This window comes from uncultured Microbacterium sp., from assembly GCF_964244775.1.
Classification (GTDB): domain Bacteria; phylum Actinomycetota; class Actinomycetes; order Actinomycetales; family Microbacteriaceae; genus Microbacterium.
In genome coordinates this window covers 302,896-316,802 of the sequence record NZ_CAXTJR010000001.1, presented here as the reverse complement: position 1 = coordinate 316,802, position 13,907 = coordinate 302,896, and the positions used below count along the sequence as shown (strand labels likewise).

The window sequence follows — 13,907 nt, the reverse complement described above, 5'->3', positions numbered from 1 at the left end:
AGGCACTCATCAGGTTGCCAACGATGTCTGTGCGTTTCCTATGCCGCTGGTGGGACTGGGGTATGCGAGTAGCCTGAGGCCGATGCGAGAACTCCCCGGCGCCTGGCGCCGCACCTCAGCGGGCGCCGGTCTGATGGCTCCCGACGGTTCGGTCCGCCCCACCATCTTCGCCGAGATGAGCGCCCTTGCGGCCGAGACGGGCGCGATCAACCTCGGACAGGGCTTCTCCGATGAGGACGGACCGGATGCTGTGCTCTCCGCCGCGCGCGATGCGATCTCGAACGGGGTCAATCAGTACCCGCCGGGCCGCGGCATCCCCGATCTGCTCTCCGCGATCTCGGAGCACCAGCTCCGGTTCTACGGACTTCACCTGGATCCGGCCCGCGACATCGTCGTGACCGCAGGAGCGACCGAGGCCCTCGCCGCGGCCCTGCTCGCGCTGATCGACGGCCCGGATGACGAGGTCGTCGTCTTCGAGCCCTACTACGACTCGTACGCGGCCTGCGTGGCGCTCGCGGGGGCGCGCCTCGTCACTGTTGCGCTCCGCTGGCCGCAGTTCCAGCCCGACCTGGATCAGCTGCGCAGTGCAGTCACCGACCGCACCCGGATCATCCTGGTCAATGATCCCCACAATCCCACGGGGGCGGTCTTAAGCGCCGAGGTGAGGGACGAGATCGTCCGCCTGGCGGAGCAGCACGACGCAGTCATCGTGACGGATGAGGTCTACGAGCACCTCATCTTCGACGAACCACACGTTCCCCTCGCGACGCTGCCGGGTGCGTGGGATCGCACACTCACGATCTCGTCCGGCGGCAAGACCTTCTCGACGACGGGCTGGAAGATCGGCTGGATCAGCGGGCCCGCGCCCCTCGTGGACGCGGTGCTCGCGGTCAAGCAGTTCCTCACCTACGTGAACGGCGCACCGTTCCAGCCCGCGATCGCGACCGGCCTGCGGTTGCCCGACGAGTATTTCGAGGGCATCGCCTCGACGCTGCGCGCGAAGCGGGATCTGCTCGGGGAGGGCCTGCGGGAGGCCGGCTTCGAGGTCTCCGTGCCGAGGGGCTCGTACTTCACGGTCGCGCGAATCCCCGAACCGGACGACGGTGGCCATATCGATGCGGGCGAGTTCTGCCGCGCGCTGCCCGCCAGAGCCGGAGTGGTCGCCATCCCGCTCACTGCTTTCGTGAGCACCGCGCACCGTGGCGAATACGCCGACCTCGTCAGGTTCGCCGCATGCAAGCGCGTCGAGGTGCTCGAAGAGGCGGCCTCGCGCCTGGCCGCGATGCGCTGAGGGTCATTCGCGCGGGGTCACCGCAAAGCGGCGCAGCTGCAGCGCGGGGTTCACGCGCCGCACGCGCCTGACCGCCTCGGGGTCGAGGTGGGCCACCGCGACGTCTGTGCCCGTGCCGATCGCGGCGATCTCAACACCCTGCGGGTCGACGATCATGGAATTTCCCACGCCGAGCGGCGGCGGATGGTCGGATGCCGCCACGAACAGCGTGTTCTCGATCGCCCGTGCGTGGATCAGCGTGCGCCAGTGATGCTCTTTGAGGGGGCCGCGCACCCATTCGGCCGGAACGAGGATGGCGTCGGCCGCAGCATCCGCGATCCTTCTGGCGACTTCGGGGAATCGCAGGTCATAGCAGGTCATCAGCCCGAACCGCACTCCGTCGACCTCGAACGTCTCGGGGGCATCGATGGTGCCCGGCTCGATCCAGTCCGACTCGCGCTGGCCGAACGCGTCGTACAGGTGCAGCTTGCGATAGGCGGCGAGCACTCGATCGCCGTCGACGGCGACGACCGCGTTGCGCACCCGCCGTGCGTCGTCCGCGCGCTCGATGAGCCCCGCCACGACCACCACGCCGTGCTCGCCGGCGAGGCGTGCGAGACCGTCGACGAAGCGGCCGTCGAGCGCTTCGGCGTGCTCGCGGAGCGACTCGTCGAACGGGTCGACGAAGTAGCTCGAGTACTCCGGGAACACCACGACGCGGGCGCCCCTGTCGGATGCCCGGGCCACGAGTTGCCCGATGTGCTCGAGGTTCGCCGCGGGATCGGCGGTGGGCGCGAACTGGGCGATCGCCAGTGCGGTCATCGGTCGCCCTTCGTGGCATTGCGGATTCGGATGACGATCGGTGCAACCACCCACAGTACGGCGATGAGTGCCGCGAGCATCGCGAAGGCGATCACGGCGGCGGGCGCGCCCACGACGACGTCGAAGACGAACGCGACCACGCCGACCAGCAGCAGAGCCACCGTGATCAGCGAAGCCACGAGCGAGACATGGCCGTACATGACGACACGCGCCTTCGCGTGGTGGCGGAAGACGAGTCGGTGCAGGGCGATCGGGGCGAGCGCGAAGATCGCCGCGACGGCCGCGAGCACGACGAGCGTGAGATAGAACCCGCGCTGTCTGTCACTCAGATCGGCGAACGACGGCTGGAAGGCCAGGGCCAGGAGGAATCCGGTGAGGATCTGGGTGCCGGTCTGCAGCACCCGCAGCTCTTGCAGGACCTCGTTCCAGTTACGGTCGGCGCGTTCGACCGCCGTCTCGTCGCGTCCGTCGGCCAGATCGTCCACGCGCTCTTCGCGCGGGGGATCTGGGCGGGGCGTGGACATGCTCTAATCCTCGCCCGCGCCATGGCCCGCGGCAAGCTACCGAGCCGTGAGGTGAGCGGCGAGCCGCCTCATCGTGTCATCGAGCTCGACGGGCTCGATGACAGTCACCGGGGCAGTGAGCGCAATCTCGGCAACTCTCATGGCGAGCCGTCCGATGTCTTCGCTGCGGACCTGCACGACGCAATGGTCGGCGTTCACCTCTATCAGGGTGTGGTCTGCCCAACGGAGGACTTCCTCGAGCTCTGCCGAGGTTGCGTGGATCACGAGTTTCGCATCGTGATGGCGGCGAGTGAGACCGATGGAACTCGCGACGAAGTCGGCCGCGTCTCCGCCCGGAATCCCTCGTGGCGGGAAATGACTGCCGACTTTCTGCGGAGCCTGGATCCTGTCGAGTCGGAACGTTCGCCAGTCGCCGCGATGCCCCTCCCACGCCACCAGATACCAGCGGCGTTCGACCGTGACGAGCTTCTGAGGCTCGACGAGTCTCCTGCTGATCTCGCCATCTCTTCGCCGGTAGTCGAACCGCATATGCTCCTGGTCGCGGCAGGCCGCTGCGAACATGCTCAGCGCTTCAGGATGGATGAAGTCACCGTCGACTTCGCGTGGGACAGAGCTGACGCTCGAGCGCAGCGCCGACACGCGTCGGCGCAGCCGATGGGGCAGGAGGGCTTCGATTTTCGTCAGCGCGCGCAACGACGTCTCTTCCATGCCACTGATCGCGGCCTCAGCCGCGTAACGCAAGCCGATCGACACCGCGACGGCCTCCTCGTCGTCGAGGACCAGCGGCGGCAGATGCGTCCCCGTCGCGAGCCGGTAGCCGCCGTATTTCCCCGACGTCGAATCGACCGGGTACCCCAGCTCCCGTAGGCGTTCAAGGTCGCGGCGCACCGTTCGTTCGGTCACCCCGAGCCGAGTTGCGAGTTCGGCACAGGGCCAGAAGCGGTGGGTCTGCAGAAGCGACAACAGCTGCAGGGCTCTGCCCGTGGGATCGATTCGCATGACGTCAGCTTGCCGAGGATCTCGGACGTAGGGTGTCCGGAATGCTTCGTACGTTCTGAGCACGCAGCCGATCCGCATGTGATCCGGCACCAACCTCAGAGGAGCATCCGTGAATCCGTCCGATTTCCCCGACCCCACCCGCATCGCCGTCAACGGCATCGAACTCGAAGTCTTCGAGGCAGGACGACACAACGCCGGGAACCCGATCGTGCTGTGCCACGGATGGCCGGGGCATGCCTCCGTCTGGCGCCATCAGGTGCCTGCCCTCGTCGCAGCGGGATACCACGTCATCGTCCCGAACCAACGTGGCTACGGCAACTCCTCCCGGCCGACTGAGGTGACGGCCTACGACATCGAGCACCTGTCAGGCGACCTCGTTGCGCTTCTCGATCACTACGGATACGACGACGCCACCTTCGTCGGTCACGACTGGGGCGCAAACGTCGTCTGGGGACTGACCCTGCTGCACCCGGACCGCGTGAACAAGGTGATCAACCTGAGCCTGCCCTACCAGGAGCGCGGAGAGGTGCCGTGGATCGAGCTCATGGAAGCCGTGCTCGGCGGTGACTTCTACTTCGTCCACTTCAATCGACAGCCCGGCGTCGCGGACGCCGTGTTCGACGAGAACACCTCCCGGTTCCTTCGCAATCTCTACCGGAAGAACGAACCGCTCAGGCAGGCTCACCCGGGGATGGCGTTCATCGATCTCGCCCGGGCGGAGACTCCCCTCGGTGAGCCCGTCATGAACGACGACGAACTCGCCGTTCTCGTCTCCGCCTTCGAAACCTCGGGATTCACGGGCGGTGTGAACTGGTACAGGAACCTCGACCGCAATTGGCACCTCCTCGCCGACGTGGACCCGATCATCCACCAGCCGGCGCTCATGATCTACGGCGACCGCGACACGGTCCAGAAATCCGAGACGCTTGCAGACTTCGTACCGAACGTCGAGGTGGTCACTCTCGACTGCGGGCACTGGATCCAGCAAGAGAAGCCGGCGGAGCTCAACCACGCGATCCTGAGCTGGCTGGCACGGTGATCACTCCCCCGAACCAACGCTCGATATGTCGCCTGCGGCGGTTACTCGATCGCCGGCCGGGGGGCCGCGGTACGCATGCCGGGCTTCAGGACGCCGCGTCGGTGATCAGAGCGAGCAGGGCCTCGGCCTGTGCGAGCAGCACGGCTGGGTCGCCCGGGCCGAGGAGATTGACGGTGGCGAGGAGGCCCCCCGCCTCCGCCACTCCCGCCGCCTGCAGAGTGGTCTCGGAGTACGGGCTACCGCCCACTCCGATCAGCGCTCGCGACCCGATGGCGGGTGGCTCCACGATCTGTGGTTGGAGGATCGACCCCTTGATCCCCTCCACGTAGGCGTCGTATCCGCCGCCGGCCCCCGCGATCACTCCGACCATGCCACTGGTGGCGCGGGGGTCTTCCTGCGAGAACTCGCAGTCCCCGCTCGGGCCTGTCTTGATCGTGACCGGCGCCCCGAGCGCCGCTCCGATCTCTTCGGCCGTGACGAGGGTGCAGACGTCTTCGGGCGCGGTCGCCTCAGCGGCGTCGGCCACCTCGTCCGTGGCAGCGGGAGGCGCAGCTTCGGCGGATGGTGCCGAGTCGTCAGCCCCGGGCGCCTCGCCCGCGGCGGCGCAACCGCTGAGGAACAGGCCCCCGCTGAGGACGGCAATGACGATGAGTCGGCGCATGGGTCCACTCTGTCGAGGACCTGAGCGATCTGGATAGGGGGATTGCGCGTAATCACGGCGAGGGTCGCCTACGCTCGCGGCATGGGGTGGCGCACGCTCGAGGCGACGCTGGATCGCGTCGCGCGACCCGGCGCGAGCTCGGGGCCCGCGTTGCCCGAACCCACCCCGGCCGACACCGCAGGGTGGACAGCCTCGGCGATCAGCGCCTTCTGGGCGGGCGACTTCCACGCCGTTCGGCAGGCCGCCCATCGCGCGCGCGATGTCGCCGTCGTCGACCTCGACCGCGCGCTTGCGTCGGGCGCCGGCGGACTGGCGTTCGCCGGGATGGAGGATCCGACATGGCCGGCGCCGTGGGCAGACGCACCCGCTGGCGCGACGGGCGGCACCGATCGCCAGCGATCGTTCGCGCAGTATCTGCTGGCCGAATCGGCGCTGGCCTCGGGGCGGTTGGACCTCGCGTCGGCCTTCACCTCTGCGGGTGGACGGTGGCATCAGCCCTGGCTGGACTCTCCCTTCTCGGTGATCATGCTGAGCTGTCGTGTGCGCACCGCCGCATTCTCCGGCCGCATCGACGATGCCGCAGCCCAGCTGCCCGAGCTCGAGGAACTCGGGCGACTCCACGGACTCGAAGACCTCGCCACCGCCGTCGCGAGCCTCGTCACCGGCAACGCCGATGACGCCGACCGCGCGCGTGCCGAGATCTCACGCCTGATCGACAGCCCTTTGTCGACAGAGGACTATGTCGGGCGCGGTGTGCGACTCTTGGCCGCCTTCGGGGCGGTGGCACTCGGTGACATCGAACAGGCGGCGACCCTCATCCTTTCCGCGGGCGACCCGGGCCTCAGTCGCTTGACGATCATCGATCGAGCGCTCGCAATCGAGCTGCTCACCGCAGCCGCGATCGCCGACGACGATGCGGAGGCAGCGCTTGCCTGGCTCGCGCAGCTCGAGCTGATGGACACGAGCACGATCGCCGCTGCGGTCGTGGAGCGCACCCGCGCTCGTGTCGCGCTGCTGGCCGGCGACGCCCACCTCGCGGCACGGCTCGCTGAGAGCGCGGCGCATGCTGCTCGTGCGCAGGGTCGTGTCGTCGAAGCCGCCGAGAGCGAAGTCGTCCTCGCGCGGGCCCGCATCGCCACGGATCAGGTTGCAGAGGCCGCACGCTCCCTGAGGGCCGCAGTGTCGCAGGCGGATGCGGTCGGCCACCGCGCTGTGCGGCGCTCTGCAACCGAGGCGCTGTCTCATGCGCGGCGTCGTCTGCCGCCGCCGCGCGGCAGCGGGTGGGATTCACTGTCACCCCGCGAGATCGAAGTCGCGCAGCTGACCGCGCGGGGTCAGGACTCCGGCGACATTGCGGCGCTGCTGTACCTGTCACCGGCCACCGTGCGGGTGCATATCTCGAGAGTGCTGGCCGCCTTCGGCGTTCCCACCTGCACGGCGCTGATCGCCGTCGTGGCACCGACCCTGCCACCCGGAGAACAGAGTCCACTTCCGCCGCTCAGCCCGCGTCGTGCCCATGTCGTCGAACTCGTCGCGCAAGGATGGGGAAACGTGCGGATCGCGCAGTCGCTGGGCATCTCGGTGAAGGTCGTCGAGCGCCACGTGGGCGACGCCTTGCGACTGTGGAATGCGCGCGGCCGGGCGCAACTCGCCTCGATGTGGTGGGCGGCGGCGCGAGACCGCGGGTCATGAACGCCGGTCAACCCGCCCGAGGACGCCGCGTGAGCCGGGCGAAGCCGACCGCGAGCAGCAGCGCGGCACCGTTGAACACCGGTCCGACCCATGCCGGCGCGCCGATCAGAGTGAGCCCACTGACGCTGACGGCGATGAACAGGATCCCGATGATGGTTCCCGGCACGGACGCGCGTCCGATGTGGATGACGATGGTGCTCAGCAGCACCGCGGTGAGCGCGGGAAACAACATGCTCATGCCGCCGTCCGAAGTCGCCGCGCCCTGACGGGCGAGCAGCAGAACGCCGGCGATCCCACCGAACAGCCCGGACGTCAGGAACGCACCGAACTGGATGCGTCGCAGCGAGAGTCCGAGCAGCGTCGTCGCCCGAGGGTTCGATCCCGCAGCGATCAACCGCCGACCCGTCACGGTCTGGGTGAGGACGAACCAGGCCACGACAGCGACGATCGCGGCGACCACGACGATCTGTGGCACGCCGAACCAGTCTTTCGAACCGATGTCGGTGAGTTCCGTCGGGATGCCCGATGTGATCTGCAGGCCTTCGGTGTAGGCGAAGATCACGCCGCCCAACAGGGTCGCCATGCCCAGCGTGGCGATGAACGCATTCATCTGCAGGAAGGCGACCAAGTATCCGACGGCGGCGCCGACAAGCAGCCCGAAACCGATCGCGAGTGCGACCGCGCCGATCAACGGCAGACCGAACTTCGAGAGCGCCGTCGCCGCGACGACGGAGCTGGCAGCCGTCGTGGCGCCTACCGAGAAGTCGAAGAACCCGGCGGTGAAGGGGAAGAGGAGGGCTATGGCGACCACGAACCCGACAGCTTGATTGGCGAGGATGGCGCGGATATTCGGCGCGCTGCGAAACGCTTCACCCGACTCGGGCGCGAGGGCGAAGATCGCCACCATGACGACGAGCAGCAGGAGCAGGCCGTATCTCTCCAGGATGCCGCCGAGGCGATGCCCGACGCTCGGCCGGTCGTCTCGAGCGAGCTGCCTCCTCGGCGAAGCCTCGTTCACGACGTCGGTCACGGTCATTCTCCCGTCTCACTCTGGGTGAGCTGTGTCATGGTGCGACTGGTCACCCGGTCACCGTCGAGCACGTCGACCAGACGACCGCCGCGAAGCACCGCCACTCGATCGCACAGCAGCTCGAGTTCGTCGAGGTCGCTCGAGACCATCAGGACAGCCGCGCCGTCGTCGGCGCGTTCACGGATGAGGTCGTGGATGTCGTCGCGTGCGACGACATCCACGCCCTGGGTCGGCTCGTCGAGGAGCAGGATCCGGGGCGCGGCGCGCAGCCATCGCGCAAGGATGACCTTCTGCTGGTTGCCTCCCGACAACGATTCGAGGGGCGAGTCGATGGATGCGGCGCGCACGTGGAACCGCGCGGCAAGATCCCGCGCATCAGCTCGCGCACGTCGATCGTCGATGCGCCGCATCCGCAGGTAGGTGCCGATCACGACCGCCGACATGTTCTCCCACACGCTGCGGTCAAGGAACGCCGCCTCGCCACGGCGGTCTTCGGGCACGTAGGCGATGCCGGCGGCGACGGCGTCGATCGTGGACCGGATGCGCACGACGCCGCCCGCGAGCCGAACATCGCCACCGTGGGGAAGATCGCCGAACAGCGCGCCCAGCAGAGAACTGCGGCCGGAGCCCAGCAGCCCGGCGATGCCGAGGATCTCGCCTCGGCGCACGTCGAGATCGACACCCGACAGGGGTCCGGCGTGGAAGCCGCGCAGGCTGAGGGCGGGGGATGCCGCATCCGCCGACGCGCGCACCTTGCGGGTCGCTGCCTCCCTGGCGTGGCCGGCCATGAGGGTCACGATGCGCGAGTGATCGAAGTGATCGATCTCTCCGGTGGCCACCACGCGGCCGTCTCGCAGAACCGTGACATCATCGGCGACTCCGAACACCTCGGGAAGGTGATGGCTGACGAATACGACGCTGTGGCCGGCAGCGCGGAAGTCTCGCATCGCCTGGAGCAGGCGCTCCACCTCGTCGTGAGGCAGGCTCGCGGTCGGTTCGTCGAGCACGAGCACGGCATGATCAGTCGGCGGCCCGCTGAACGCCCGCGCGATGGCGACCAGGGCGCGGTCGCTGGGCCGCAGCGCCCCCACGAGTGTGTCGGGATCGAGATCGAGCGCCACCCGCCGCAACAGCAGCGCAGTATCGGCCCTCAGACGTCGCCACCGGATCCGGCGCAACGGTCCGAGCGGGTATCGGCCGCCGAGCGCGATGTTCTCTGCGATCGAGAGGTCCGGGATCAGGGCGAGATCCTGGTGCACGAAACGCAAGCCGCTTCGCATCGCCTCGCCCGGTCCGTACCGTTCGCTGGGGTACTCGGCGTCGAACAGGCGTATCGTGCCACCGGCATCCGGACGATAAACACCCGCGAGCATCTTCAACAGAGTCGACTTGCCGGATCCGTTGCCGCCGAGCAGGGCATGGATGCGTCCAGGACGGACACGGATGGACACATCATCGACCACCCGTGCCGTTCCGAACGTCTTGGAGATGCCGGCGAGCACGATGTCATCCGCCGGGGAGGACACCCTCCCACCGACGACGGTCATGGCTTGTCCGCCGCCTGCCACGAGGCGGTGTATGCGGCCGCGTAGTCGGTGTCGCCGTCATACTGCGTGCCCGCTGCGGGCAGGTTGTGCGTGGCGTCGACCAGCTGCCACCCGATGCCGTCCTTGGCGAGCGGCTCTTTCGCGAACACGCGGTTCAGCTGATCGATCAGCGACCATCCGATGCGACCGAGCGATGTGCCTATGCACGTCTGCTGGCCGCCCCCGGCGCGAATGAAGTCGAGACTCTCGATGGCGCATTCTCCGCCCGCGACGGTCACGTCGGTACGACCCGCAGCCGCGAGCGCGGGTTGGATGCCGGCGGCGAAGAAGAAGTCGACATCGACGACGACCGTGTCGGCCTTCGCGGCCTTGATGTAGGTGGTTTCGAACTTCTGCCTGATCTGAGGGATGTCGGGCGGCGTGATCGAGAGGGTGTCGACGATCGCGCAGCCGCCGCATGTGGCGAACTCCTTGGTGAAGCCCTCGGAGAGATAGCCGCCGAAAGCGACCCCCGAGAACTCGACGTGCAGCACCTGTGCGGTGCCGCCGCTGTGTGCGATGACCGCGTCGGCTCGCAGCGCGCCCGACTGGCGGTAATAGTCGGCGGTGCTGTCGACTCCGTCGGCATACGTGGGCGTGGCGTCGAACAGCGCCTCCGCCCCGCCCTGGCTCGGGTCGTTGCAGTCGAACGAGTTGGCGGCGGCGATCAGGATGCCGGCAGCTTTCGCCTCGAGGAGCGCTTGACGCACGGGAGCGCAGTCGATCGCTTCGAGGATGATGGCATCCGCCCCGTCGGCGATCGCCTGGCGGACACAGGTGGCCCAGGCGCCGTTGGCGTTGTTCAGGCCGTCGCAGACCGTCGAATCCCAGCCGATCGTCTTCGACGCGGCCTGCGCCTCGGCAGCGAGGTGGGCGAGTCCGGAGACCTGCTGGAACGCCGAGACGATCCACACCTTCTTGCCTTGGGCCAGAGGAGCCGAGTCGCCGGGGACCTCTCCCGAGGTGCCCGCGTAGGCGGCATCCACGGCCTGTGTCACGGCGGCGGGGATGCCACCGCTCGCTGTCGCTTCCTGGGATGAGGTGGATGCCTGGGAGGCGCTGCTACACGCCGCGAGCACGAGCGCGAGCGTGGCGAGCGCGGCCGCCGCTGCAAGGGCCCTGGTGTGGTGTCGATGGATCATGTGCTGTGAGTCCTTTCGATTTCGGGTGGGTGGTGCTCGGGTACGTCGTGGTGTTCGGGTAGCTGTCAGAGCCCACGCTTGTGCGCCTCGTGAACGATCTGGCCATCGGCGATATAGGCATCGCCGCCGCCCAGGTCGCGAGGCTTGTCGAAGGTGCGCAGTTGTGAGAATTCGCGGTCGCGGATGCGACTGATGAGCTCAGGGTTGGCGATCTGCGCGCGGCCGGCGGCGATGAAATCGAAATCGTGCGCGATGAGGCCACTTCGCACTCGGTCGAGATCCTGCTCGATCTGAAGCTGGGCCTCCTGGTTGTCGAGCAGATCGCTCGCCCAGTCGGTGGTGAGTCCGACGCTGCCGATGGCGATCACCGGCACCTCGGTCATGCCCTTCACCCAGGAGGCGAGGCTTCGTCGCGGGTCGACTTCGGGAAATGCCGCAGCGTCGAATCGGCGCGTCGAGACGTGGAACAGGTCGACGCCTGCGTTCTCCATGCGCGCGAGGAAGGGCGCGAGGTCGTCGGGGTGCTCTGCGATCCGTGCGGTGTAGTCGATCTCTTTCCACTGCGAGAACCGGAACGAGATGATGAAGTCCGGACCGGTCGCTTCACGAATGGCTGCGACGATCTCGGCCGGATACGCGGCCCGCTGGGCGAGGGTCGACCCCCCGTATTCGTCTGTGCGCGTGTTCGTCTCGTGCCAGAGAAACAGATCGAGGAGGTAGCCGTGGCAGCCGTGCACCTCCACGCCGTGCGCGCCGATCTCTTGAGCGATGAGCGCGCTCTCGACGTACGCCCGCTTGGTGTCCTCGAGATCCTGCGATGTCATGGCGACCCCGTTCCGATGCCCCTCTCGCACCAGGCCCGACGGACTCAGCGAGGGCTGGTCCGGAAAGGGATTGTGCATCTGCTCGGTGACCAGACGCAGGGCTCCGGGGTGCCAGAGCTGCATGAGGAACAGCACGTCTTCGGAGCGGAGGACCGCGTCGGCGACCCGCCGCCAGCCATCGATCGTGTCGCGGCCGATGACGCTGAACACGGGCTGCCAGTAAGCGGCCGGATGATCCGGTGACGATCCCTCGGAGATGATCACTCCCGCTCCGCCGGATGCTGCCCTGCCGAGGGACTCGACCATCCAGTCCGTAGGGCGGAATCCGAACGACGCGCGCTGCATCGCGGGAAGAACGAAGCGATTGCGGATCGTTCTGTTCTTCAGCGTGAACGGACTGTAGAGAGGATCGATTCGGATGTCGTCGACGGCTTCCGCTTCGGCGGCGGGGTGAGTCATGTGGCAGGCCTTTCTGGGCGCGATGACACGGTCTGGATCAGGGAGGTGGGTCTCGCCGTCGGGGCTGCGAGTGCCGGACTCTCCATCGAGATCGCGGGGGTGGCCTTAGCATGCGCCGCGATGTATTCTTCGGGAAGTGGCCAGATGGCCATTAAGTGTTTGCATTTTGCCAAGGAGCGTCGATGCACACCATTGCAGTCATCACCGTCGATGACGTGATCGCCTTCGATCTGTCCACCCCGATCGAAGTCTTCGGCTGGGCGCGCGACGAGAACGCACACCCGATCTATCGCGTGATCGTGTGCGGCGAATCGTCGACCGGCGGCGGAATGCGCATCATGCCCGACCACGGATTGGACGAGCTCGCGAGCGCTGACACGATCATCGTTCCCGGAAGCCGCACGCCCGCGCGGACGCAGCCACGCGAGATTCTCGATGCTCTGCGCGACGCCCACCGGCGCGGCGTACGGCTGGCTTCGATCTGCGGGGGTGCCTTCACGCTCGCGCAGGCCGGGCTTCTGGACGGGCGCTCAGCGACGACCCATTGGCGGGCGGCGAGTCTGTTCCAGGAGCTCTTTCCGGAAGTGGAAGTGACCGCCGAGAGCATGTTCCGCGAAGACGGCGGGATCTACACGTCCGCGGGTGCGTCCGCGGGGATAGACCTCTGCCTGGAACTGATCAGACGCGACCACGGCGTCGAGGTCGCGGCGGACGCAGCGCGTCAGGCCGTCATGCCGCTGTATCGCAACGGAGGTCAGGCGCCCTTCATCGTCACCTCCGACGAACCGCTGGACGGACCCCTGCACGAACTGACGGTGTGGCTCAGTTCGCGGTTGGATCAGCCCATCACGCTTCAGCAGATGGCTGCCGTGGCGAACGTGAGCGTTCGCACCCTCAACCGGCGCTTCCACCTGCGCTTCGGCATCAGTCCGATGACGTGGCTCCTCAATGCAAGGGTGCGCCGTGCACAAGAGATGCTGGTCGGATCGGCGACACCGGTCGAGCGCATCGCGCAGGAGGCCGGGTTCGGGTCGTCCGTCAACTTCCGCGCGCAGTTCAAACGCGCCTCGGGAGTGAGCCCGCGCTCATACCGGACATCGTTCGGGGGTTCCCGAACCTCCGTCTCGCACTAGACGACGAAAAAGGCGCCCCTTCCGGGACGCCTTCTTCATTTCGTTGCGGGGACAGGATTTGAACCTGCGACCTCTGGGTTATGAGCCCAGCGAGCTACCGAGCTGCTCCACCCCGCGGCACAAGAATTCAGCCTAGCACGGGATCTCAGCCGGTGGCGACGCGGGCTCGCTTCGCGGGGGCGACGTCCGGGTCGATCGCGACGCCCACATCGGCCATGAAGCGCAAAATGATCTGCAGTTCCTCGGTCGTGTAGTCCTGAGCCACGACCCGCATCGCACGCAGATTCTCGCCGAAATGACGGAAGAAGGAGGTTCTGGATTCGTCGGTCAGCACGACCACACGCGAACGGCGATCGGAGGGATGCGCACGTCGCTCCACGTGCCCCGAGGCGCTCAGGCGATCGAGCAGCTTCGTCGTGGAGGCGGTCGAGATGCGCAGATGGTGAGCGAGTTCGTGCGGGCTGACGGTCTCGTCGCGCTGCTCGCGCATGATGAGCATCCGGAGCGCCGCGAGGTCGGTGGCGTTCATGTCCATGTCGCCCTTCATCCCGCCGTGCATGCGGTCCATCGCATCACTGAAGGCGCGGATGCCCTGCAGCACCTCCATCACCGCGCGGTCGTGCTCCGTTTCCGGTACCCAAGGTCCTGTCATTGGACACCCCCTCTCGCCGCTTGTATTATCGTCTCACTTCTATCGCTAGAAAAACTAGCAATTGAAGAGAGCAT

Annotated in this window: 13 protein-coding genes and 1 tRNA gene; 4 read left to right on the top strand and 10 right to left on the bottom strand. The window is 67.4% G+C overall.

The features are described 5' to 3' along the window. Positions 1 to 82 precede the first annotated feature (82 nt). On the top strand, positions 83 to 1,291 hold the full coding sequence (locus ACFE6Z_RS01475; protein ID WP_375383917.1) for an aminotransferase class I/II-fold pyridoxal phosphate-dependent enzyme: 1,209 nt from the start codon (positions 83 to 85) through the stop codon (positions 1,289 to 1,291). Between the two features lie 3 nt (positions 1,292 to 1,294). Here the strand turns inward: ACFE6Z_RS01475 and ACFE6Z_RS01470 are convergent, their stop codons facing one another. The 3 genes from ACFE6Z_RS01470 to ACFE6Z_RS01460 are packed head-to-tail and all read right to left on the bottom strand — an operon-like array spanning position 1,295 to position 3,615. Beyond that, positions 1,295 to 2,092, bottom strand: coding sequence for a carbon-nitrogen hydrolase family protein (locus tag ACFE6Z_RS01470; RefSeq protein ID WP_375383916.1), 798 nt, complete (start codon positions 2,090 to 2,092; stop codon positions 1,295 to 1,297). Further along, entirely contained in the window at positions 2,089 to 2,616 is a 528-nt protein-coding gene (locus ACFE6Z_RS01465; protein ID WP_375383915.1) for a DUF6328 family protein, read from the bottom strand. The genes ACFE6Z_RS01470 and ACFE6Z_RS01465 overlap by 4 nt, the downstream gene beginning before the upstream one ends. A gap of 36 nt (positions 2,617 to 2,652) precedes the next feature. Next, entirely contained in the window at positions 2,653 to 3,615 is a 963-nt protein-coding gene (locus ACFE6Z_RS01460; RefSeq protein ID WP_375383914.1) for a helix-turn-helix transcriptional regulator, read from the bottom strand. A 109-nt stretch (positions 3,616 to 3,724) separates the two neighbouring features. Between ACFE6Z_RS01460 and ACFE6Z_RS01455 the strand changes: the two genes are divergently transcribed. Further along, a complete protein-coding gene (locus ACFE6Z_RS01455; protein WP_375383913.1) occupies positions 3,725 to 4,654 on the top strand; it encodes an alpha/beta fold hydrolase in 930 nt (309 codons plus the stop codon). 85 nt (positions 4,655 to 4,739) lie between these two features. Here the strand turns inward: ACFE6Z_RS01455 and ACFE6Z_RS01450 are convergent, their stop codons facing one another. Beyond that, on the bottom strand, positions 4,740 to 5,315 hold the full coding sequence (locus ACFE6Z_RS01450) for a hypothetical protein (RefSeq protein WP_375383912.1): 576 nt from the start codon (positions 5,313 to 5,315) through the stop codon (positions 4,740 to 4,742). Positions 5,316 to 5,396: 81 nt separating this feature from the next. On the opposite strand from ACFE6Z_RS01450, the gene ACFE6Z_RS01445 reads away from it, so the two are divergent. Next, positions 5,397 to 7,007 (top strand): LuxR C-terminal-related transcriptional regulator, encoded by a 1,611-nt coding sequence (locus ACFE6Z_RS01445; protein WP_375383911.1) that lies wholly within the window; start codon positions 5,397 to 5,399, stop codon positions 7,005 to 7,007. A 7-nt stretch (positions 7,008 to 7,014) separates the two neighbouring features. On the opposite strand, the gene ACFE6Z_RS01440 is transcribed toward ACFE6Z_RS01445, so the two are convergent. The 4 genes from ACFE6Z_RS01440 to ACFE6Z_RS01425 form a co-directional block, all read right to left on the bottom strand. Beyond that, positions 7,015 to 8,037 (bottom strand): ABC transporter permease, encoded by a 1,023-nt coding sequence (locus tag ACFE6Z_RS01440; protein ID WP_375383910.1) that lies wholly within the window; start codon positions 8,035 to 8,037, stop codon positions 7,015 to 7,017. 2 nt (positions 8,038 to 8,039) lie between these two features. After that, a complete protein-coding gene (locus ACFE6Z_RS01435) occupies positions 8,040 to 9,563 on the bottom strand; it encodes a sugar ABC transporter ATP-binding protein (RefSeq protein WP_375383909.1) in 1,524 nt (507 codons plus the stop codon). A 17-nt stretch (positions 9,564 to 9,580) separates the two neighbouring features. Next, positions 9,581 to 10,765 carry a substrate-binding domain-containing protein gene (locus tag ACFE6Z_RS01430; protein ID WP_375383908.1) on the bottom strand — a complete coding sequence of 395 codons (1,185 nt, stop codon included), beginning with the start codon at positions 10,763 to 10,765 and terminating at the stop codon, positions 9,581 to 9,583. A 65-nt stretch (positions 10,766 to 10,830) separates the two neighbouring features. Continuing rightward, entirely contained in the window at positions 10,831 to 12,048 is a 1,218-nt protein-coding gene (locus tag ACFE6Z_RS01425) for a hypothetical protein (protein WP_375383907.1), read from the bottom strand. A 182-nt stretch (positions 12,049 to 12,230) separates the two neighbouring features. Here ACFE6Z_RS01425 and ACFE6Z_RS01420 point away from each other — a divergent pair, with 182 nt between their 5' ends. Next, the gene (locus tag ACFE6Z_RS01420) at positions 12,231 to 13,181 is read left to right on the top strand and encodes a GlxA family transcriptional regulator (RefSeq protein ID WP_375383906.1); all 951 of its coding nucleotides are present in this window, start codon (positions 12,231 to 12,233) and stop codon (positions 13,179 to 13,181) included. 43 nt (positions 13,182 to 13,224) lie between these two features. On the opposite strand, the gene ACFE6Z_RS01415 is transcribed toward ACFE6Z_RS01420, so the two are convergent. Both ACFE6Z_RS01415 and ACFE6Z_RS01410 read right to left on the bottom strand, forming a co-directional pair. Beyond that, positions 13,225 to 13,298: transfer RNA gene (locus ACFE6Z_RS01415), tRNA-Met, on the bottom strand. 28 nt (positions 13,299 to 13,326) lie between these two features. Then, complete coding sequence (locus ACFE6Z_RS01410; RefSeq protein WP_375383905.1) at positions 13,327 to 13,833, bottom strand: MarR family winged helix-turn-helix transcriptional regulator; 507 nt, start codon at positions 13,831 to 13,833, stop codon at positions 13,327 to 13,329. Positions 13,834 to 13,907 lie beyond the last annotated feature (74 nt).